25 protein-coding genes and 1 pseudogene are annotated in these 21,844 nt (G+C 39.1%); 21 read left to right on the top strand and 5 right to left on the bottom strand.

All coding sequences use genetic code 11. The features are described 5' to 3' along the window. Positions 1-87: 87 nt before the first annotated feature. The 5 genes from BQ7367_RS09665 (at position 88) to BQ7367_RS09685 (ending at position 5,538) form a co-directional block, all read left to right on the top strand. Positions 88-750 (top strand): response regulator transcription factor, encoded by a 663-nt coding sequence (locus BQ7367_RS09665; protein WP_072525249.1) that lies wholly within the window; start codon positions 88-90, stop codon positions 748-750. Between the two features lie 10 nt (positions 751-760). After that, positions 761-1,756 carry a sensor histidine kinase gene (locus BQ7367_RS09670; RefSeq protein ID WP_159431648.1) on the top strand — a complete coding sequence of 332 codons (996 nt, stop codon included), beginning with the start codon at positions 761-763 and terminating at the stop codon, positions 1,754-1,756. A 71-nt stretch (positions 1,757-1,827) separates the two neighbouring features. Then, positions 1,828-2,508, top strand: coding sequence for an ABC transporter ATP-binding protein (locus BQ7367_RS09675; RefSeq protein WP_072525250.1), 681 nt, complete (start codon positions 1,828-1,830; stop codon positions 2,506-2,508). Then, complete coding sequence (locus tag BQ7367_RS09680) at positions 2,505-5,090, top strand: ABC transporter permease (RefSeq protein ID WP_072525251.1); 2,586 nt, start codon at positions 2,505-2,507, stop codon at positions 5,088-5,090. Before BQ7367_RS09675 ends, BQ7367_RS09680 begins: the two co-directional genes overlap by 4 nt. Then, the gene (locus tag BQ7367_RS09685) at positions 5,083-5,538 is read left to right on the top strand and encodes a winged helix-turn-helix domain-containing protein (RefSeq protein WP_235837587.1); all 456 of its coding nucleotides are present in this window, start codon (positions 5,083-5,085) and stop codon (positions 5,536-5,538) included. Before BQ7367_RS09680 ends, BQ7367_RS09685 begins: the two co-directional genes overlap by 8 nt. Positions 5,539-5,602: 64 nt before the next feature. Here BQ7367_RS09685 and BQ7367_RS09690 read toward each other — a convergent pair whose 3' ends face one another. Together BQ7367_RS09690 and BQ7367_RS09695 are read right to left on the bottom strand one after the other, a co-directional pair. After that, the gene (locus BQ7367_RS09690) at positions 5,603-6,850 is read right to left on the bottom strand and encodes a sensor histidine kinase (protein WP_235837588.1); all 1,248 of its coding nucleotides are present in this window, start codon (positions 6,848-6,850) and stop codon (positions 5,603-5,605) included. A 40-nt stretch (positions 6,851-6,890) separates the two neighbouring features. Next, complete coding sequence (locus BQ7367_RS09695; protein WP_072525254.1) at positions 6,891-7,580, bottom strand: response regulator transcription factor; 690 nt, start codon at positions 7,578-7,580, stop codon at positions 6,891-6,893. A 161-nt stretch (positions 7,581-7,741) separates the two neighbouring features. Between BQ7367_RS09695 and BQ7367_RS09700 the strand changes: the two genes are divergently transcribed. From BQ7367_RS09700 to BQ7367_RS09765, 14 genes and pseudogenes are all read left to right on the top strand, one after another. Next, positions 7,742-8,224 carry a hypothetical protein gene (locus BQ7367_RS09700; protein WP_072525255.1) on the top strand — a complete coding sequence of 161 codons (483 nt, stop codon included), beginning with the start codon at positions 7,742-7,744 and terminating at the stop codon, positions 8,222-8,224. An 11-nt stretch (positions 8,225-8,235) separates the two neighbouring features. Next, a complete protein-coding gene (locus BQ7367_RS09705; protein ID WP_072525256.1) occupies positions 8,236-9,459 on the top strand; it encodes an ABC transporter permease in 1,224 nt (407 codons plus the stop codon). Between the two features lie 4 nt (positions 9,460-9,463). Beyond that, positions 9,464-10,906, top strand: a complete 1,443-nt coding sequence (locus tag BQ7367_RS09710; protein ID WP_083582485.1) for an ABC transporter permease — start codon at positions 9,464-9,466, stop codon at positions 10,904-10,906. Between the two features lie 11 nt (positions 10,907-10,917). Beyond that, positions 10,918-11,565, top strand: a complete 648-nt coding sequence (locus tag BQ7367_RS09715; RefSeq protein ID WP_200786731.1) for an ABC transporter ATP-binding protein — start codon at positions 10,918-10,920, stop codon at positions 11,563-11,565. A gap of 159 nt (positions 11,566-11,724) precedes the next feature. After that, positions 11,725-12,087 carry a winged helix-turn-helix domain-containing protein gene (locus BQ7367_RS09720; protein ID WP_083582486.1) on the top strand — a complete coding sequence of 121 codons (363 nt, stop codon included), beginning with the start codon at positions 11,725-11,727 and terminating at the stop codon, positions 12,085-12,087. Positions 12,088-12,217: 130 nt separating this feature from the next. Then, positions 12,218-12,349, top strand: a pseudogene (locus BQ7367_RS09725) (conjugal transfer protein); the annotation flags it as partial. Between the two features lie 141 nt (positions 12,350-12,490). Continuing rightward, positions 12,491-13,078: a TetR/AcrR family transcriptional regulator gene (locus BQ7367_RS09730; RefSeq protein WP_072525259.1), complete on the top strand. Its 588-nt coding sequence runs from the start codon at positions 12,491-12,493 to the stop codon at positions 13,076-13,078. A 73-nt stretch (positions 13,079-13,151) separates the two neighbouring features. After that, complete coding sequence (locus tag BQ7367_RS09735) at positions 13,152-13,853, top strand: ABC transporter ATP-binding protein (RefSeq protein ID WP_015535456.1); 702 nt, start codon at positions 13,152-13,154, stop codon at positions 13,851-13,853. A 1-nt stretch (position 13,854) separates the two neighbouring features. Further along, complete coding sequence (locus BQ7367_RS09740; RefSeq protein ID WP_072525260.1) at positions 13,855-16,116, top strand: ABC transporter permease; 2,262 nt, start codon at positions 13,855-13,857, stop codon at positions 16,114-16,116. 161 nt (positions 16,117-16,277) lie between these two features. Beyond that, positions 16,278-16,634, top strand: a complete 357-nt coding sequence (locus tag BQ7367_RS09745) for a winged helix-turn-helix domain-containing protein (RefSeq protein ID WP_235837589.1) — start codon at positions 16,278-16,280, stop codon at positions 16,632-16,634. 218 nt (positions 16,635-16,852) lie between these two features. Continuing rightward, entirely contained in the window at positions 16,853-18,373 is a 1,521-nt protein-coding gene (istA, locus tag BQ7367_RS09750; protein ID WP_072524993.1) for an IS21 family transposase, read from the top strand. Continuing rightward, positions 18,370-19,134, top strand: a complete 765-nt coding sequence (istB, locus tag BQ7367_RS09755; protein ID WP_072524992.1) for an IS21-like element helper ATPase IstB — start codon at positions 18,370-18,372, stop codon at positions 19,132-19,134. Before istA ends, istB begins: the two co-directional genes overlap by 4 nt. A gap of 14 nt (positions 19,135-19,148) precedes the next feature. Next, positions 19,149-19,622 carry a hypothetical protein gene (locus tag BQ7367_RS09760; RefSeq protein WP_143142973.1) on the top strand — a complete coding sequence of 158 codons (474 nt, stop codon included), beginning with the start codon at positions 19,149-19,151 and terminating at the stop codon, positions 19,620-19,622. A gap of 10 nt (positions 19,623-19,632) precedes the next feature. Continuing rightward, positions 19,633-20,076 carry a hypothetical protein gene (locus BQ7367_RS09765; RefSeq protein WP_072524990.1) on the top strand — a complete coding sequence of 148 codons (444 nt, stop codon included), beginning with the start codon at positions 19,633-19,635 and terminating at the stop codon, positions 20,074-20,076. 181 nt (positions 20,077-20,257) lie between these two features. Here BQ7367_RS09765 and BQ7367_RS09770 read toward each other — a convergent pair whose 3' ends face one another. Further along, positions 20,258-20,515 (bottom strand): sensor histidine kinase, encoded by a 258-nt coding sequence (locus BQ7367_RS09770; protein ID WP_278320695.1) that lies wholly within the window; start codon positions 20,513-20,515, stop codon positions 20,258-20,260. Here BQ7367_RS09770 and BQ7367_RS09775 point away from each other — a divergent pair. Together BQ7367_RS09775 and BQ7367_RS09780 are read left to right on the top strand one after the other, a co-directional pair. Next, entirely contained in the window at positions 20,490-20,831 is a 342-nt protein-coding gene (locus BQ7367_RS09775; RefSeq protein WP_235837590.1) for a sigma factor-like helix-turn-helix DNA-binding protein, read from the top strand. The genes BQ7367_RS09770 and BQ7367_RS09775 overlap by 26 nt on opposite strands. After that, positions 20,828-21,067 (top strand): helix-turn-helix domain-containing protein, encoded by a 240-nt coding sequence (locus BQ7367_RS09780; protein ID WP_072525264.1) that lies wholly within the window; start codon positions 20,828-20,830, stop codon positions 21,065-21,067. Before BQ7367_RS09775 ends, BQ7367_RS09780 begins: the two co-directional genes overlap by 4 nt. 194 nt (positions 21,068-21,261) lie before the next feature. On the opposite strand, the gene BQ7367_RS14340 is transcribed toward BQ7367_RS09780, so the two are convergent. Both BQ7367_RS14340 and BQ7367_RS09790 read right to left on the bottom strand, forming a co-directional pair. After that, entirely contained in the window at positions 21,262-21,390 is a 129-nt protein-coding gene (locus BQ7367_RS14340) for a hypothetical protein (RefSeq protein WP_328586536.1), read from the bottom strand. 104 nt (positions 21,391-21,494) lie between these two features. Next, on the bottom strand, positions 21,495-21,827 hold the full coding sequence (locus BQ7367_RS09790; protein ID WP_072525265.1) for a winged helix-turn-helix transcriptional regulator: 333 nt from the start codon (positions 21,825-21,827) through the stop codon (positions 21,495-21,497). Positions 21,828-21,844: the final 17 nt, after the last annotated feature.

Below are 21,844 nucleotides of genomic sequence, written 5' to 3' on the forward strand. Positions count from 1 at the left end.
TTATTATTATGTTGCTTTTGAGAACATTGTGGGTGACGTTAAATTTTAAATATTAAAAATGAAAATATGCTTTAAAGGAGACTGAGAATGAGAATTTTGCTAGTCGAAGACGATGCTCAGATGAATGAAGCACTAAAAATATTTTTCTGTAAAGCAGGATATACAGTACTGCAGGCGTATAACGCAATAGAGGCAGAGAGGTGTTTGAATAAAAATCCGGATGTCATAATTGCAGATATCGGACTGCCAGGAACCTCAGGAATTGATTTATGCAAGAAATTTTTGAAATATAAATCAATACCTGTAATCTTTCTGACAGCGAAAGATGACGAGGAAGATATATTGGAGGGATATGAAGCCGGATGCCAGGAATATGTAACCAAGCCTGTTTCACCGAAAGTTTTATTAAAGAAGGTTGAAGTGATCTTAAAACGCAACAGATCAGGTAATATCATGGATTATAAGGATTTGCGGATTGATTTTGACAAGCGAAAAGTATGGAACTGTGACAAGGAAATTAAACTTACGATAAAGGAATGGAAAGTTTTGGCTATTTTAGCAGCAAGTCGGGGAAATATTGTAACCAAAGAAATGTTGCTGGAGAAAATATGGGATGCTGACAATAATTTTGTAGATGACCATGCTCTGACGGTAGTTATCAATAGATTGAGAAAAAAAATAGAATCTGCTCCATCCAGTCCGGTTTACGTTAAAAATGTTTTTGGGGTTGGATATACATTCGGAGAATAAGAGGCAGGTAATGATGAAAAGAAGCATATTGGGAATTAATGCAGTTATAATTGTATGTTTTACGATAATTTTGGTCTGTCAAAAGAATTGGATACTATTATTTTTATTGGCATTACTATTGGCGGGATTATACTTTTTATGGATTGACCGGCAGAAAGAATATCAGAGTGAGTTGGGAGAAATATCGGGTTATCTGGATGATTTGCTGCAGAAAAAAGATATTTCTTATTATTCTGTTCAGAATGATACTCTTACATCCAAGATCTTTTCGCAGATACAGAGAGTGCAGAAAATGTATGGAGGGATCACTGCACTTGTGGAGAGTGAACGTGATGGCATTAAGAAATTATTGGCGGAAATTGCTCATCAATTACGAACGCCGTTATCCAATATGGAAACATATCTGACACTGCTTGAAGATAACAGAATTGAAGAGTCAGAAAAAGAGACATATATTAAAGCTGTGGAGAAATCAGAGAATAAGCTTCATTTTCTGATTGAAAAATTCATTGTAGCGGCACGATTGGAAAATCAGATCATCCAGATTCACAAATGTGACAGCAATCTGAAAGAAACGGTAGCACAGGCTGTATTTCAGGTGCGGAAAAAGGCAGAAGAGAAAAACATCAACATCATTGTACAAGGGGAAGATGTGGATAAAAAAGTAATACATGACAGAAATTGGCTCTGTGAAGCGATATACAATTTGCTGGACAACAGCATAAAATACTCCCCGGTATCCACCGATATTGTAGTGACGTTGATTTCCAATGAGATGTTTTCGGAAATTCGTATTGAAGACAGCGGAACAGGGATTGAAAAGGGAGAGGAAAATAAAATATTTCAGCTTTACTATCGGGGAAAGAATGTTTCTAATGAAGAAGGTTATGGCATAGGGCTGTTTATAACAAGAGAAATTGTGCAGAAACATGATGGATTTATGAAAGTAAAACGAAAGGACTCTGGTTTAATTATGTCGATTATATTGCCAAAAGCGGGAACTTGAAAATGGTTCCCGCTTTGTTACTAATTTGAGAGATTTATCTGTTATTCTGTGCGTAAAGGAGGAATTACGTGATGAATATTATTATAACGAAGAACGTACGGAAGATATACCGTATGGGGGAAAATAATGTTTATGCCTTGAATGGAGTGGATTTCACTGTAAAAGAAGGTGAGTTTGTTGCCATTGTAGGGGCGTCAGGCAGCGGAAAATCAACATTACTTAATTTACTTGGGGCGATGGATTCGCCCACAGAAGGAGAAATATTTGTGCGAGGAATACCACTGGCGCAGATGTCACAGAATGAGCAGACAATATTCAGACGTCGCAATATCGGATTTATTTTTCAGGATTTTAAATTACTTCCTGTTTTGAATGTCTATGACAACATGGTCCTGCCGCTGAAATTAGATGGACGTAAAATAGATCGGGAATTCGCTGAGATGCTCCTAAAGTCACTGGGGTTGCAGAATAAAAGAGAGCAGACCCCATATACTCTGTCCGGGGGCGAACAACAGCGGGTGGCTATAGCCAGAGCGCTGATTACCCGTCCTGCTGTCGTACTGGCTGATGAACCTACAGGAAATCTTGATTCCCGTACCGGCATGGAGGTAATTGGATTAATGAAAATACTTGCACAGAAATTCTACCAGACATTAGTAGTTGTCACACATGATGAAGAAGTCGCACAGACGGCAGACCGTATCGTACACATAGAAGACGGAAAAATCTGCCAAGAGGGAGAAAGCATATGAGTACACGTAACAATAATCAGTTGGTTATTAAAGAACTGGCACAGGCTTATTATAAAGATAATAAAAGGCAGAACAAAGTTTTAATTATTGCGATTGCTATGTCAGTGCTTCTACTCTATTCTGCTTTTTCCATTGCATATGGTAAAATTCGTTCTGATTATCTGATTGATATACGGGGAATGGGAACAGTTGCTACGGTATCATTGGAAAATGGGAGTGAGGCACAATATGAGCAAATGAAAAGTCTCCCATATATTATAGATACCGGGATTCAAAAGACTGTAGGATCAGCCACATTCCAAGATTATTGGGAAGGCCAACTTATTTATCTCGATGATAGCGCATATGAAAAAATGATGATGCCGGCATATACAGATATAATTGGAAGTTATCCTCAAAAAGCCGATGAGATCATGTTATCGGCTTCCAGCCTGCAGCAAATGGAGATCGATCATCCGGTAATTGGAATGGAGATTGAGCTTAGAACAATACTGTCTGAAGGAGCAGAAGAAACAGATTTATTTTCATTAAGCGGATATTACACAGATTATGTTGATTTCTCGGTAACGGAGCCAGAAGCATATGTTTCAAAAGCCTTTCTGGATCAACAGGAAATCTCCGCCTTTCCAGCAGATAAGATCATGGCAGTAACAGGTTCCTTACAGGATGAAAGAGGCATTGAAACAAAACTGTATTCAGATCTGACAATGGAATATGCCGCACAGCAGGTATTCGCTGAAAATCCAATGGTAAAACAAAGTGTGGAAGGTGTATTCGGGAGTGTCTCTATTGCAGTTGGATGCGGAATCGTGGTAATCCTCTGTGCTTTCATGCTGATCTTTAATGTAGTGTCTATTACAATGGGGAAAGAAATCCGTCAGTATGGAATGCTGAAAGTACTTGGCACGACAGAGCAGCAGTTAAAAAGAATCGTATATTATCAAAACATATGGAATATCCTCAAAGGGATCGGTATAGGAGCTGTGGCGGGTATTGTTATCGTAAAACTATTTCTTCCGACCGTTTTACAGAAATTGTTCATGCAGGGTCTGGGTGAGAGCGATGTTACAGGTTTCTATCCAGTATTTATGGCAGGAGCCGGAATCCTAATGTTTGTAACGTCATTTTTTGCAACAGGACTTGCACTTCGACAGGTTATAAAATGGAATGCAATTGATTCCATCCGTTATATCGAAACAGGGAATAGAACAAAAAAGAAACAAAATTTAGCAACCAGATTTCTGATATTAGAAATGGCCTGGCGGAATATTACAAGATCCAAAAAGAGATTGCTTATTAGTGTGGGATCACTGTTAATCGGATGTATTACTGCTTTAGGTGCAGAAGTTATTATGATAGGAACAGATATTACGAATCAGATCGAACAAAATCCTGATTTCAGGATTGGGATACTAACCGGGATATTCCGGTTCCCTGAAATGGTGCCTGATCAAATAAACGATGATACGCCGGTACTTTCATCGGAAATGCTGGATACGATTTACAAGATGGAAGGAATAAATGAGACTACGATAAAAACTGCTAAAGGCAGTTACGCAGTTATTGACTTCCTTGCTGATAAAGCCCTGCAGCCCCGCAGACAGTCGTTGGATGATCCGGAGAAGACACTGGCGTTTGCAACACTTCAGATCGTGGACAAGTCATATGTTACTGAATTGGAACGCTATGTTGCTGACAATAATTTGACTGTTGATATGAATCGGTTTGCATCAGGGGAAGGATGTATTTTACTGCATCATAATGAAATGTCGCAGGAGTTGGAATTGCGGGCGGAAAAGACATTGGGCGAACCTATAACATTCTACTCGCTTGACGCTTATAGGGCTCAGGAGAGCAATGCAGCAAATTATGGAAAAGGCAGTCTTGCTTGTGCAGGATACATGGATATGACCGAGAAATACTTTCCTGAACTGCAGACTACTTCCTTTGGAAATAGCATCAACTATTTCATTATGACGGAAAAAGCGTTTGAAGAACTGGGATTCCCGGAAAAGACATTTGACATCTCTTTCGATATTGAGGAGAGCGAAGATGATGCGGTGATCAATCAAAAATTAGTACAGCTTATACAAAAAGAAAATCAAAAAGTTGGGATAATGGACACATTTTATCTGGAGGCAAATTATACATTGCTGGAATCCGAACAGAACAGGATTGATACGGCAAACATTATTTTAGGCGGATTATCCCTGGTTATTTTAGTTATTGGAATCATGAATTATGGAAATATGCTGTCTGCAGTACTATCGGTCAGGAGAAAAGAGATTGCTGTAATGCAGAGCCTTGGGTTGACCAAAAGCCAACTGTGGAGAATGATTTTCTATGAGGGAATAGGATATTGGGTAATTCTTATATTGGCGACGCTAATAGCAGGCAGTCCGGTTATATGGCTTTTAGGGAAAGCAATAAAGAGTAAATTATTGTATTTTAAGTTTATATATCCATGGAAGTTACTTTTTATAATATCAGTGGTTATGTTTATAATATGTTTTATGTTTTCAAGTGCAACATATTTGAAAAATAGAAATCTTACAGACGAATTAAGAAGAACTGATGACTAAATATGAAAGTATAATAAGGAGATTTATGGGGAGACTGATCATTGCAGAATTCAAGGATAATGAAACACATCCTTTTGATGAAATCATGAAAGTGTTTCGTAAATATCCGGATTTTCAAAAATATGAAATATACTACGCACCCGCAATATCCCTTCACGATCTTGAAATACTTCCAGATCGAAGAAAGGTATATTGTGGGAAACAGGAAGTATCTTTAACTACAAAAGAATTTAACCTATTGTGTTATTTCGTTGCTAACGCAGGCCGGGTTCTTACATACGAACAAATATATCAAAACGTATGGGGCAATTATGTACAGGATATAGAGAACAACACGATTGGCTCTCATGTATGCAAATTGAGAGAAAAACTATACAAAGCCTGCCCGGATCGGCAATTTAAAATCCGGTGTGTGCGTGAAGTAGGATATTGTTTAGAGGGTAAGTAGAAAAAACAGTCTGATCTTGACGGTCAGGCTGCTTTTTGTTGTCGTTGGCTCTTTTCTAAAATATTTATTTCAATGGAAAGGAAACTGTAAATGTTGCTCCCCCGCCAGCAGTATCGCTCACTTGTATATCTCCATTCAACATTCCAGTTAATTCTTGTGCTATGCTAAGACCCAAACCAAAATTTGCTTTATTTGTATGCGATTTATCCCCGCTGAAAAAACGGTCAAAGATGTATTTCTTATCTTCATCAGCAATGCCCTGTCCGTGGTCGATAACAGAGAACGCTATTTGGTGTTTTGCATGGACTGCCTGTATTTCCAATAAAGAGTTATCCTTTGCGTGCTGAATGGCATTATCCATAAAGATACATAAAATCTGAAACAGTCTGTCCTTATCGGTATTCAGCACAGGGTAAGTATCTTCTGATAAGTTTACTTTTAACTGTATTCCGTTTTTGATACAGGTCTGTTCATACGTTTCATACAGTAAGATAAGCAGTGTATCAATATTAACTTGGCTCTGGTGTAATGTCCATGTTTTAGCGTCAGAGGAAGCAAGCAACAACATATCTTTTACCAGACGTGATAATCTCATACATTCTGTTTCTATCACGCTGACCGCCTGCTTTGCAGGTTCATCTAATGATTGGTTATCAGTGAGAATGTCTGTATTTGCTACCATGACCGCCAATGGTGATTTTAATTCATGGGAAGCCGTAGCTACAAAATCTTTTTGACTTTTTAGAACACGTTCTGTCGGCACAAACGCCTTTTTTAGCAGGAAGTGTGTTAAAACAAGGACATCTGCAAAAGCCAATATCCATATGAGTAAATAGTGCGGAAGCAACTGACTTAAAACAGTGCTAAAGTCTTTGACATGACAGATAAATACAGCATTGTACTCGCCGTTCTCTGTTGTGGCAATCGTAGCAGGAATGGCATAATATTCATCTTGTCCTTTTCCAGCCAGTGAATAAATGCCACCCTGCGAAGTAAAGGAATAACTGTTTCCCTCTGGGGTCATTTGTTGACCTTTTGTTTGTTCTAAAACCTCTTGGAGCAGAATATCCGTTTCTGTAGGGAAAGAAAGATTGCTCTGATATATTTCCTGCCCTTTGCTGTTTTCAAGTCTTACAAATAAATCATACTTATCCTCATAAGACCCGATGGTACTTTCCATATCAGACTGTGAATTTTCAAGCTGATAAATCAGCAGGGTTGTCATTCTCTGAAACATGGTACTTTCATTCTCTCTGTCTGAATGAACAGCAGTTGTCACAGCAAAAGCAATCACCAGACTGATAATCAACATGATAGATACGGAAAAAAGGATATAAAGTTTTCGATATAGGTTATTTAACATGGCTTTTCTCCAATTTGTACCCTGCTCCATAGACCGTTGTAATTTTGCAGGCACTTTGTAACTCTTTCAATCTTTTCCTTATGAATGAAATATAGTTGTCTACATTTCCTGCTTCGACCTCGGCTGATGAACCCCAGATTTTTGCCACAAGCTGTTCCCGATTAAACAAAATTTCGGGATTTTGAATGAGGATAGAAAGCAGTTCCGCTTCTTTGGCTGTTAGTTGCAGAGACTTCACAGGGGAAGATAAAATGCGATTTTCCTTATCAAAGGTCAAATCTTCATAACTCATTTTCTCAGATAATTGTAAATTCGCAGGTCGTCTTGTCAAAGCCCTTACTCTGGCTAGAAGCTCTTTGATATGAAATGGCTTGACTAAATAGTCATCTGCTCCGCCGTCCAGACCCTCAATTTTGTTGTCCAGCGTACTCATGCCGGTAATGATGATAACAGGAATACGAATTCCTTTTTCTCTCATGGCTTTAATGATTGTCAATCCGTCTATAATGGGAAGCATACGGTCAACAATCGCAATATCATAGGCGTACTCTGTGTTAAGTGCATAAAGCATAGCTGTTTCACCGTCGTTACAGCAATCGACAATGTGATTTTCTTGTTCCAGTGCCTTTTGTATGGAAGAACAAAGCTCCACATCATCTTCCAAAAGAAGTATTTTCATTTTTATCAAATCCTTTATTTCAAATTTGTTACCTATTATATCAGAAAAAGTCTGTAAAAATCCTCTAAAAAATCCTTGAAATATTCTTAGGATTTACAGGATTTTTAGAGGGGTTCTGTCCTAGAATGAGCGCATAACAAAACGAAAGGTGGAATACAGAAATGAAACGAAAAACAATCAGCAAATTTATGTTAGTAGGGTTATGTGTTTTTGCTTTGGCAGGGTGTGGAAAGCAGGCAACAGATGTCCCGCAGACACCAGCACAAACAACAAATGAAAATAGCAGTTCTGACACAGCAGGCAATACCGACGAAATGCTTGACTCGGCGACTTTAAGCGGAAGCGTGCTTGATTTCACGGACAACAGTTGTTCTGTCAGTCCCGATGAATTGATTGATAATGGAGCGGGTATGAAAAGCTCCGCTGACGGATATGAAAACGAAGATACCGCTGTTACCGTAAATTATAACTCTGACTGTACATTCGTTATCGCCACATTAAATGGCGAAACAAATTCGATTACAAATACGACTGACGGCTCTGCTTCTGATGTAAAGAAGCAGTCTCAGATTTTTGTGTACGGCGATTATGAGGACACCTATACATTAAATGCAGATAAAGTCATTATCGCTCGCTACGAATAGAGGTGGTTGCTATGAGATTTTATCAGCTTGCTTTGAAGTATCTGTCAAGAAAAAAAGCGAAAACATTTCTTTTGTTTTTCGTATTGGTACTGGTAAATACCATGATTTTGAGCACCAGCATGATACTAAGAGCTACCAATGAGTCTATGGACTCCATGCAGGCAAAAACAAATTCTAAAGTGGTTGCTGAGATAACAGATACAGAAAACATGATTACAGACGCAGAGGTCAGTCAGATAGAAAATATGAAAAATATAACTGCTGTCAACCGTGTTGGACAGTATGATATATTTCCGTCAAATTTCATGCCGATTACGGGAAATACTTCGTCTGGGGAAGATAATTCCAAGGTTGTGCTTTTATCCTATGATGATTTGGAAAATGACAGCCCTTTCTCTGATTTACAGTATAAATTGACTGCGGGAGACTATATTCAGCAGGATAAAAAAGGTGCGGTTATCCATACCAGTCTGGCTAATCAAAACGGATTGGAAATCGGAGATACTCTGGAGCTTGATACGGGAAGCGGTCAAACAGTGTCCGTACCCATTATAGGATTATTCAAATCATCTGGAAATATGGAAGATAAACAGCCTGCGGAAACAACGGCTGTCAATCGTATGGAAAACCAGATTTTTATTGATAACGGGTCTTGTTCTGATTTGTTCAAGGATACGGGTTTTTATAAACTTGTTGTCTATACCGATAAACCAGAAAATATGAGTGCTTTATCCTCTGATATTCAGAATGTATTAGGAAATCATGCGGAAGTGAGTACATCAGATACCCTTTACGAGCAAATGTCTGCTCCGTTAGAGCAGATCAGTCGAGTGGCTACGTTCATGCTGGTTTTTACCTTACTGGCAGGAACAATCGTAGTATCATTGCTTCTCTGTATGTGGACGAGAACAAGGCAAAAGGAAATGGCAATCTTTATGAGCTTAGGAAAAACAAAGGGTGAACTTGTGTTACAGGTTCTATGCGAGTCGGGGATTGTTTTGTTCCTGTCTGTACTTGTTTCCTCATTGATAGGTGGCAGTATTCATACCGTCTTACAGAGTATGATTTTCAGTTCTGGCATATCAAATACCGATTTGACAGTATTGCTTGGAATAAAAGATATAGGTGCTTTGGTTGGTTTGGGAAGCATACTGGTTTCGATTGCTTTATGCGTTTCCATTTTCCCGACCCTAAAGGCAAATCCAAAAGATATTTTGGCAAAAATGGAGGGATAATCAGATGAATTTTTTAGGATTGGCAAGACGCTCTGTACTAAGAAAACCTGTAAAAAGTATCCTGCTTTTGATTGTAGTATTTGTTATCAGTACTTTGCTTTTAGCGGGTATGTCCAGCAGGAACGCAAGTATTGAAGTGCAGGATAAGACCAGACAGGCAATAGGAGCTGGATTTCTGCTGGAAAAAAACGACGAATACCGAGCAAAACGTATCGAAGAATTATCAAAAGAGATTGGTGACAAGGACGGTGAGCTGGACGGGTACTATCAGAAAAAAATCGTTGTCAATGGCAGTGTAAATTGGAATACAGGGACGACAAATGTTTTTGAAACACTGGATTTAAAAGATATTGAAAAAATCTCTGAAACAAAAGGAATAAGCGATTATAATATCACAACGGCTGTTACTGCTGTAAATCCAGTCGGTTTTAGCAGAATTGAGGATAAAGATACCGACCAGAGTTCAGATATCGGTGGTGTGAGCCTGATTGGAAACCGAGATATGAAAATGGATAGTAATGTCCTGTCTGGTAATCTCACCATAAAAGAGGGACGAATGGTACAACAAGGCGATACAGATGTATGCGTGATTTCTGAAGAACTGGCACAGGAAAACCATTTATCCGTTGGAGATACCCTTTCTTTTAATGACTATCACGATAAAGAAAATTCAACGGTTGCAAAGGCAACGATTATTGGTATCTATCAAGTCGGACAAAAAATGTCGCCGTATATGCAGGGGGACACATATCGTTCAGAAAATGTGATTTTTACGGATTTATACTTTCCACAAAAAGCTGAGGGAGAGTCCAGCCCATTGTTTCAGCGTGCTTACTTCAAGGTTGGAGATGTAAATGATTACGATAAGGTAAAAGAAGAAATCAAGAACGTAGATATACAGTGGGAACAATACGATTTGATTGATAATAACGGCAATTCGGAAACCATGTCCTCAAATTTTAATGATTTAGGAAAAATCAGCAATGTAATGATTTTAGTGATTTCCATTGCCAGTCTCTTTATACTGGTACTTATCTTCCTGTTCTGGCTGAAAAACCGAGTACATGAAATCGGTGTGTTTCTTTCGTTAGGAATATCTAAGTTTTCAATTTTAGGTCAGATTTGGAGTGAAGCTGTGATAATAGCGATTTTATCTATCGGATTATCCTTTGTGGTTGCTCCTGCCGTATCACAAATGACAACAGAATACTTAGTCGAAGGGCAAGTACAACAGGCACAGGAAAAAGAGAAAAATGAAAGTGGAATGGTGGCTACCGATTATGTCGCACCAGAACAAAACGTACAGAATGTAAATGTAAGTATTACCCCTACTCTTTATCTGCTTGACGGGACAGGCGTATTATTCTTGATTACTGCTTCTGTCATGGTATCTGGAATTGTGATATTGAAAAGAAATCCAAAAGATATTTTATCTGAAATGAGTTAATACAGGAGGATATGACAATGCTTGAAATAAAAAACATATATTACGCTTATAAATCTAAAAAAGATAAAACGATTTTGAATGATATTTCTGCTACTTTTAAAGACGGCGTTTTCTACTCTATTGTCGGTTCAAGCGGAGCAGGAAAAACAACACTGTTATCTTTACTGGCTGGATTAGATATTCCCGTAAAAGGAGCGGTTCTCTGTAATGGAGAGGATATTCAGAAAAAAGGTCTGAATTACCATAGAAAGCACAATATCTCACTTGTCTTTCAGAATTACAATTTAATTGATTATCTTACTGCTGTGGAAAATGTGAAATTAGGCGGGAAGAAAAATCCAGAAACACTTCTGAAAGAAGTGGGGATTGAGCAAGAGGATTGGAAAAGAAATGTTCTTCAATTATCTGGCGGACAGCAACAAAGGGTTGCAATCGCCAGGGCTTTAGCCAGTGACGCAAATATACTGCTGGCTGATGAACCGACAGGAAATCTTGACGAAACCACCGCAGATGAAATCATAGCTCTTTTAAAAAAGACGGCACATGAACTTGGAAAATGTGTGATTGTCGTTACCCACAGTAAACATTTGGCAGAAGAAGCCGACGTGGTTCTGAAAATAGATAATGGAAGTATCTCTGTTATGAACAAAGCAGAATAAATATCACTGTAAAAATAATTAAAAGCGCAGGCAATATGATAGTTTGGTAATTGCATTTTAGAAAAAACTGAGAGTAAAAATGGAAAGAAGGAAGATAATATAGGACGTTTATTAGTTGCAGAATTCAAGGATAATGACACATGTCCGTTTGATGAAATTATGGAAGTGTTTCGTAAATATCCAGATTTTCAAAAATATGAAGTAGATTACACACCGACAATCTCTTTTCCCGATCTTGAAATACTTCCGGATCAAAGAAAGGTATATTGCGGGAAACGGGAAGTATCTTTAACTACAAAAGAATTTAACCTATTATATTATTTTGCTGCCAACGAAGGGAGGGTTCTTACATACGAGCAGATTTATCAAAAAATATGGGGCAATTATGTACAGGATATAGAGAACAACACGATTGGCTCCCATGTATGCAAATTAAGAGAAAAACTATACAAAGCCTGCCCGGATCGGAAATTTGAAATCCGGTGTGTGCGTGAGATAGGATACTGTTTCGAGACTAAGTAGGATGAAAAACAGTCTGATCATGTTGGTTAGACTGTTTTTATTGTCAAAACCAACTAAAAATCGGATTGTCCGCTAAAACACTGTATCTATCAGCAATTTCAAAGGTTGAAATACTTCAAATTACTACGATTTTACGGCTGACGGCAACAACGTGAAAGTGAGCGTTGCAGTGAAATTCATTGACAATCAGACAAAAGCGACACAGGTATCACAATATGAGCTGACGCTTCATAAGGATAGCAACTGGAAGATTATTCAGTAAAATCCTACTCTCATAATATGCTAAAACTCATATTATGAGGGATTTTCTTAAAAATGAACGGTATACAAGTTTTGATTTTTAATAATGAACATCTATTGCAAACAATCTTTATATCTTCTATGATAAGCCTAGGGAGGTGATATGGTGCAAGTGAAAAAAGCTGAAATGCGACAAACTATAATAGACGTGGCAACAGATGAATTTATGAAAAAAGGATATGAAAATGCTTCACTACGAGTAATTGCTCAAAAATCTCACACTACTCTTGGAAATATATATCACTATTTCAAAAACAAAGAAATTCTTCTGGAAACTATTGTACTCCCTGTTCTGGACAATATAGACGCTTTAATGGACGAGCACATTCAAAATTATAAAGCTAATGTGCTATCAAAAGAGGAACTTTTGTATTACACAGAACATTTGGAAGAATATGTTGAAAAATTTGAATTTAGATGTTTGTTTGATAAAAGAGTTGTTATTATCCTTGAGTTAAAAAGCTCACATTTACTAAAAAGAAAAGAAGAAATCATTGACAAAATACAAAAACACTTGCAGGAACATTATCACTTAAATGATGATGCTCATTATGCAAAAATTGTGCTTGATGTATTAACTGATTGTTTAAAACACGTCTTAATTGAACATGAAAATATGGACGACGCTAAAAGGGAATTTATTAAATTATTCCAATTATTCTGTACAGGTGTAATGGGACAAATGATATAAAATTCTTGCAAAAATTATGTTCTTTTAGGGACGTGTTTTTCTTATACCCATTTTTAAGAAAGGAATGAATTTTATGGGAATGATACTTGCAAAAAATGTTTCAAAAATTTATGAAACTGGCTCAAAAAAAACTTATGCTTTGAGTGATGTTTCCTTTGAAATTGACAAAGGAGAATTTGTGGTGATTTTAGGGCAGTCGGGAGCTGGAAAAAGCACCTTATTAAATATCTTAGGTGGAATTGACTCTTTAAGCACTGGAGAAGTAATCGTTAATGACAGTCCCCTTTCAAAAATGAAAGAAAATGAATTAGCTGAATATAGAGCAAAAGAAATTGGATTTATCTTTCAGTTCTATAATCTTATTCCTACTTTAACAGTATATGAAAATGTTGCATTGATGAAAGATATTAAAGATGACATTCTCAATCCAATAACTATATTAGAACGTGTTGGGCTGAAAAATCATGTAAAGAAATTTCCTAATCAGCTATCTGGCGGTGAACAGCAAAGAGTATCTATTGCTAGAGCTATTACAAAAAATCCAGAAATATTATTGTGTGATGAGCCAACAGGTGCTTTGGATAGCGAAACAGGTTGTAAGGTTTTACAGCTTATTCAAGATGTTTGCCGAGAATTTCAAAAAACAGTAATTATCGTAACTCATAATTCCAATATAGCAAAAGTGGCTGATAAGGTAATTCGATTAAAAAATGGAAAAATTTTGGAAATATCACTTAATGATAGTCCCGCAGATATAAAGGAAGTGGAATGGTAAAATGCTGATTAGAAAAATGCTCCGTGATGTTTGGAAAAATAAAGTTCCTTTTGTTGCTATATTTTTGATGATGTTCGCTGGAAATTTTATTTTCTCTGGAATTACTAGCGAATATAATGGAATGAATAAATCTTTTCATTCTTTTATTGAGGAAACTAATCTTGCTGACGTATGGGTAACTTCAAATGGATTTAATAGCACCGATATACAAACTTTGAAAGATGATAAGAATATCTCGAATGTTGAACAGCGTCTATTGCTCAATGCTACTCTGAGTAACAACTCTGAAAAATCTGTTGATTTGTATGTTTTAGACAATACAAATGATATTTCAAAAATGAAAGTTGTGGCTGGGAAAAACTATTCTGCTGATATAGATGGTTTGTGGCTAGATTACACCTTTGCTAATGAAAATGACTATAAACTTAACGATACTCTAACAGTAGATGTAAATGGACATGAAATAAAAAAAGTAATAGTAGGATTTTGTTATTCCCCAGAATATATCTATAATACAAAAAATGGAGAAATGCTTCCCGATCACAAAAACAACGGGTTTGCGTTTGTTAATGAACAATTTGTCAGTGGCTTACTTCCCGTATCATATAATCAATTATTGATAACAGGAAACGGAGACATAGAAAAATCCGTAAAAGATATTTTAGGCTCTAACAATATCACGATTGTAGAGAAGAATAATCACCCTAGTTATTCAATGATAAGTGATGAAATCACACAACATAAGGAAATTGGCTTGATTTTTGTAGCCGTATTTTTCTTTATTGCTATGCTCATTACTATTACAACGGTACATCGTTTGCTTAATTCACAACGTATGCAGATTGGGATTTTAAAATCGTTGGGATTTCGTAAACGAAAACTCTACATACACTATATTTCGCATAGTACATTTGTATGTGCGGTAGGGTCTTTTATCGGCTGGTGTATTGGTTATATTATTCTACCTAAGACACTTTATCCAGTTATGGAAGAAATATATACTTTGCCAAAATTATCTCCCTCCATGTTAAGTGGTAGTTGGTTAATGCCTATTATATGCACTCTGATATGTCTGTTAATTTCTATGCTGGTATGCAGAAAATATCTAAGAGGTAATGCGTCAATTATACTCTATTCTAATTCGACGGGAAAAAATTATAAAGATTTACCTCTTTATTCATTACGAAAACATTTATCATTTTATGGTCAATGGAATGTACGAGATATTTTTCGCAATAAGCTGAGAAGTTTTATGACAATATTTGGTGTAATTGGTTGTGTATCTTTATTATTTGCTTCATTGGGATTGTATACATCAATGAATAATATGTCGGATTGGACATTTGATAAGATACAGACCTATAACACAAAGGTAACAGGTGATTTCACTGATGAAGAATATAAAAGTCAGTTAATAAAAGATATGTTTGGTGAGGAACTAATGGAAACATCTGTTGAAATTGAGCATGAAGGTCAAGAACAGACCGTTGCCTTTACAGGATTGGAAAGTCAAGATTTTATTCGATTATACGATACTGACAATCATAATGTGAATTTAAAATCTGGTATTGCTGTTTCAAAAAATACGGCAAAAGAAATGAACATCAAAGTAGGTGACCGCATTAAATGGAGATTTTCTGGAAACTCTACATGGTATTTAAGTGTTGTAAAAGTAATTATCCGTACACCTATGACACAGGGAATTACTATGATGAAAACGGAAATGGAAAAAGAAAACATACCGTTTATTACAACATCTATTATTGGTGAGGAAATCGAAAATGCAAAAATAAATACTGATTATATCAGCAGTATACAAAACAGGGCTGATTTAGAAGAAAGTTTGAGTACCATGCTAAATGCGTCAATTATGTTAAGTACTTTATTCTTAATCATGGCGGTATTGCTTGGAAGTGTTATTCTATATAATTTAGGAACTTTATCTTATATGGAAAGATATAGGGATATGGCTACATTAAAAGTGTTAGGGTTTAATAACAAAAGAATTAGAAAACTTATGATACAGCAAAATATATGGCTTACAATAGTGGGAATTATTATCGGACTTCCTATCGGATATGGATTGTTGGGTATTATGGTAAGTACAGTACAGACATCAATAGATATGGAAACATACGCTCCTGTATATGTATATGGTGTCAGTATTTTAGGTACATTTATTCTTTCGTGGATAATCAATAAGGTGTTATCTCTGAAAGTGAAATCTATTGATATGGTATCAGCATTAAAGATAAATGAGTAGATATGAAAGAAGGCGTAGGTGATAATATGGGGAAAATTAGTTTGGTAATTGCATATTAGAAAACTGAGAGTAAAAATGGAAAGAAGGAAGATAATATAGGACGTTTATTAGTTGCAGAGTTTAAAGGAAATGAAACACGTCTTTTCGATGAAATCATAGAAGTGTTCCGTAAATATCCAGATTTTCAAAAATATGAAGTAGACTACACACAGACAATCTCTTTTCCCAATCTTGAAATATTTCCAGATCAAAGAAAGGTATATTGCGGGAAACGGGAAGTATCTTTGACTACAAAAGAATTTAACCTATTGTGTTATTTTGCAGCCAACGAAGGGAGGGTTCTTACATACGAACAGATTTATCAAAAAATATGGGGGAATTATGTGCAGGATATAGAGAATAATACGATTGGCTCCCATGTATGCAAACTGAGAGAAAAATTATACAAAGCCTGCCCGGATCGGCAATTTGAGATCCGGTGTGTGCGTGAAATTGGATACTGTTTCGAGGGTAAGTAGAAAAAACAGTCTGATCTTGACGGTTATTGATTTATAATTAAAACTGACCCAGGTTTTACGAGGAAAACTGACCCACCCTAATGGCGGGGCGTGAGTAAGTAACACCGAATTCTGATACACTGCATCTTGAAAATTTAACACTTAGAATTGACCCACCCAATCAGACAATGTAGAATCCTTTCCGTGTGCAATCAGTCACGGAAAGGAGGCGAAAGAAGGTGTACGGATTGCAAGATTGGGCAGCTGTCCAACGGGTCTATAAGCAGACCCATTCAAAACGTAAAACAGCAAAGATCCTGGGGATCTCCCGGAATACGGTCAGAAAGCTGCTGGAGTTGAAGGAAGAGCCGACGTACAGACGGACAGTCTATAAATCCTGTCTGGATGATTATAAAGAACTCATTATTGAGTGGAGATGCGAACCGTATGAATTTAACGGTACGCGGATCTTCAAAGAACTAAAGAAAAAAGGCTATTCCGGCAGCATCGGTCCTGTTTACAGGTTCCTGCAGAGAGTGGACGAAGATGTGGGGCTCATCAGTTCCAAGGCTACCGTGCGGATCGAAACACCACCCGGAGACCAGGCACAGTTCGACTGGTCAGAGTACTCCATGGTGATCGGAGGACGTGAACAGAAAGTGTATTGCTTCGCAATGATCCTTGCCGCATCCAGGAAGAAGGCGGTCTGTTTTTCCCTGAAAGCGGATGCTCCCGCGATTTATGAGGCCATACAGGAGCTGTTCGATGATCTGGGCGGTGTAACACTGGAATTGTTGATCGATAACCCCAAAGCACTGGTCATTGAAAACAATCCGAAGAGTCAGGACGAGATCCAATATAATCCCCAGGCTCTGATGATGGCGAAGCATCTGGGGACTGAACTGAATGCATGTCCCTGTTACTGGCCCCGTAAAAAAGGCAAGATCGAAGCTCCATTTCACTATATCGAAGAACAGTTCATAAAAGGGAACCAGTTCGCTACAATGGAAGAATTGAACCGGCGCGGCAAGGAGTTTGTGAACGGATGGTGCGATGAAGTCCACGGGACAACAAAGCGGATCCCTAACCAGCACTATCTGATTGAGGAGAAAGCTGCGCTTCTCCCACTCCCCAAAACACACTACCGGACCAAACGGCTCCAGAAGCGCATCATCAGTCCCGACAGCTACATCAATGTTGGCGGCAGTAAGTACAGCGTACCCGTGAAATATGTGGATAAAACACTGCAGTTTCGGATGATCTACGGATTCCGGATTGAGATCTATGACATGAAAGAGAACCGGATACTGACGGTGGAGGCTTCAGAAGAGAAGCATGCTGTGCGGACGGACCCTTCACACTATGACGCGATCGCAACACCGGTCAGCACTTCTATTCCACAGATCCGGCGGGACTTTGCCAGACGTTTCTCAAACGGCCAGCGTTACCTTGACGCTGCCGGCAGGAAATTTGACCAGCCTACGCATTACGCAAGAAAGATCATGCTTCTGGGAGAACTGTATGATGACTCCACGCTTGACCGCTTTATCGGTTACTGTATCACTTTAGACAAGATGGATATCACGTCATTTAAGGGACTACTGAAAGAATACAATGCGGGGAATCTGACGCTGCCGGAAGTATCTTTGGAAGACGTGGGGGCTGTTTGTAGTAAGGGCTATCGGGATGATGACCCTGCCCTGATGCGCGACTGCAGTTATTATGAGACCAATGCGATGTTATCGGAGGTACAAAGATGAAGCAGAAGGGATATCAGACGAATGCGGAATACATCGAATCCATGATGAAACAGTTTAAACTGGTGGATATGCGCGAGCAATACCGGGACCTGATCCTGGAGGCGGAATCTTCTGCTATGGATTATGAATCCTTTCTTGTCAGGCTTCTTTCTGTGGAGGAAGAAGGAAAACGTGACCGCCGAACGGAAAAGCTTCGCAGGGAAGCATGCTTTGAGGCCGAAAAACGGCTTGAGGACATTGACTACGGATTTAACCAGTCACTGGACCGGGATAAGATCACGGAACTTGGAGGGCTGGATTTCATTGATGCTGGTGAAAATGTTATCATTATCGGTCCGCCCGGTGTTGGAAAAAGCATGATCGCCACAGGGATCGGCATGAATGCGATCAGCGCAGGATATAGAGTGCTTTTTGCCAATGCCAAGGATCTGGTTGACCGACTCTATGAAAAAATGCAGGAAGGGACGCTGCGGGAAACATTGGAAGAATTGAATCGGATCCCGCTGCTTATCATTGATGAACTTTCGTATTTAAAAATGGACAGAGAAAGAGAGAGCCTTTTCTTTCAGGTGATCCGCCATCGGTATGAAAAGAACTCCCTCATTATCACGACCAACCTGCCCATGGGCAGATGGGACGAGCTGTTTACTGGCAAACTTGCGGCCACAGCGATCCTGGATCGCCTGGTGCATCACTGCCATATCCTTAGTATAACGGGTGACAGCTACCGTGTCAAAGGGTCAAAACAGAGTGCGAAATGAAAGGAATAAGTGAAATGAAGATAAACAAAGAAAAAAGGCAGTTGCTTAAGCAGGAACTCAGGGAATACGAAAAAGTCACACCCATGACGGAAGAAGAAAGGGAAGCCTTGCATGAATGGGTGGCTGCAGGCAACAGTGTACATGAAAATGCTTCTATGGCTTCCTATGAAAGCGGAAGTCCGGCAGATTTTCTGGATGTATACCGTGAGGAGGAAGAAATCCGGCGTGCGCTTGATTCCATGAGTTATGAGGAAGGGAGCAAATATCTTCTTGAAGAATACGGTATTGACCGTGATGGTATTACGACACCAGAGCCGCCTACATATGAGGAATTGAAGGAGAAGGCAAACCGGCTTTACAGGACATGTTTCCTGTATTGGGAGTTTCTGGCCGCCAACAATCTGTGCGAGGAAGCATACGAATACGTGCGTAAACATATCAATGAGGAATGGCCGTTTGATCCGTTCGACTGGGACATCGCACAATAGGAGGCGCAGCATGGGCAAGACAATCATTGGGGAAGAAACATTCCCTAAAATCATTGAACAATACAACAGCGGAGGTAAAACAGCAGCATATGACTATCTTAGGAGCGAGTACGGGATCAAGCATCCTTACTTTGTGATAAACCGGATCAAGGAATGCGGAAAGTATTTATACGATGCCGATACGGATCATTTCTCCGGAATTGACACAAGTGTGGCTGACGGTGTTTTTATGGATCTTGATGAGTTATGCGGAACAACCGCAGTTGCAGCGGTCCGTCAGCCCGATCCGGCTTCAGACTCCCGGCCTGTGGCGATGGAAAAACTGGTTCACGAGCTGATCAGTGACCGTCTTCTGACACTAAGCCGCTACATTACCCTGGATTCATCCACGAGAACGATCCTGATAGATCAGACGTCATTGTCAGCAGACGGATATCAGGTGGTAACCCATTAACAGGGTGGGTCAATTCACAGTGTAAAAATCAGGATTGACAGATAGAATTGACCCACCTTAGTACTCCGCTTTATCGGCTACTAAGGTGGGTCAAGATTCAACGAAAAAGTGGGTCAATTTTACTTGACAATCAACAACGGTCAGGCTGCTTTTTGTTGTCATTGGCTCTTTTCAAAAATATTTATTTCAACGGAAAAGAAACTGTAAATGTTGCTCCCCCGCCAGCAGTATCGCTCACTTGTATTACTCCATTTAACATTCCAGTTAATTCTTGTGCTATGCTAAGACCCAAACCAAAATTTGTTTTATTTGTATGAGATTTATCCCCGCTGAAAAAACGGTCAAAGATATATTTCTTATCTTCATCAGTAATGCCCTGTCCGTGGTCGATAACAGAGAACGCTATTTGGTGTTTGGTATGGACTGCTTGTACTTCCAATAAAGAGTTAGAAGATATTTCCCCGGCGCAATGGGACAAGCTCTGTACACTGGATGAATACCCCAGCGATAGTTTTATGTTCTCGGCCTTTGGCTATGACCTACATATCCGGGACGAACTGGTGGCCGGGGCCTTTGCCAGCCTGCCGGAGCAGGAGCAGCAGATTTTAATTCTGCATTGTGTCGCGGCTATGGCGGACGGCGAGATCGGCGGCCTTGTGGGGATGTCCCGCAGCGCCGTCCAGCGCCTCCGCACAAAGACTTTGAACGAACTGCGGCAGAGGTTAGAGGATAACGGAGGGAGGAACGCGAAATGAAGCAGCCCACATTCCACGGCAGGGTGCTTCTGCCCCTGTCAGTCTTTGCTGACGCCCGCACCGGTGATCCGCTGGCAATGGAGCGCATCTTGCGGTACTATGACGGCTACATAAACAAGTTGTGTACCCGGACGCTCTACGAGCTGGACGGTACGCCCCATGTGCGGGTGGACGAGTACATGAAACACCGATTGCAAAACAAGCTGATCCGTGCCATCCTAAAGGACAGCCTGTGAGAAAACGCCGGGCGCAGGGCCAGCAGGCCGCCGCGTCCGGCGCTTTCTCATGGGCTGTTTTCTACGCATTTAGAAGCCTGTTCTGGCGGGGATTGGATAATCTGTCCTACCTGCCCGCCGACCGTGCAAGGAGAGCCTTGCTATGATTGGTGTTTCAGTATTTTAAATGCGTATATTGTAGGGAGTATTTTTGCTTATGTGCATTTTTCTTCCAGAATGATTGCCGGGTTAAAATACTGTTCCACGGGCAGACCGCAATTTCTGATTAGCTGTATGATAACCGGAAAGCTGGGTATCGTTCCGTCGTTTTCGATATTCGCCATATAGCATCACCCATTTACATTGTATAATTCATATTTGCCCAATGGAATGTTGCTATATGCAGGTAAGTTAAACTTTATAATTCATATTCTGGTGTCTAAAGTTTCTATTTATCTTGCAAATTTTCATCGCCCCATGACTTCATAAAATTTAATACGGAAATAAAACTTTCTCCTAATTCTGTGAGAGTATATTCCACACGGGGAGGGACTTCATGATAGTCATGTCTTATTAAAAATCCATCAGCCTCTAATTCGCGGAGCTGCTTAGTTAATGAGGACTCTGTAATTTCACCAATGTGTCGTCGTAGTTCCCCAAATCTATGAATATCCCGAATAGCAATGTAATATAGAATTTCGATTTTCCACTTTCCGCCTAATATTTTTTGGAGCGTGGACATCGTTTTGCATCTTTCAATCGCAAGTTCCGTTTTTCTCATCTCTGCGCTACTCCTTT

This window comes from Clostridium sp. Marseille-P3244 (genome assembly GCF_900120155.1).
Classification (GTDB): domain Bacteria; phylum Bacillota; class Clostridia; order Lachnospirales; family Lachnospiraceae; genus Mediterraneibacter.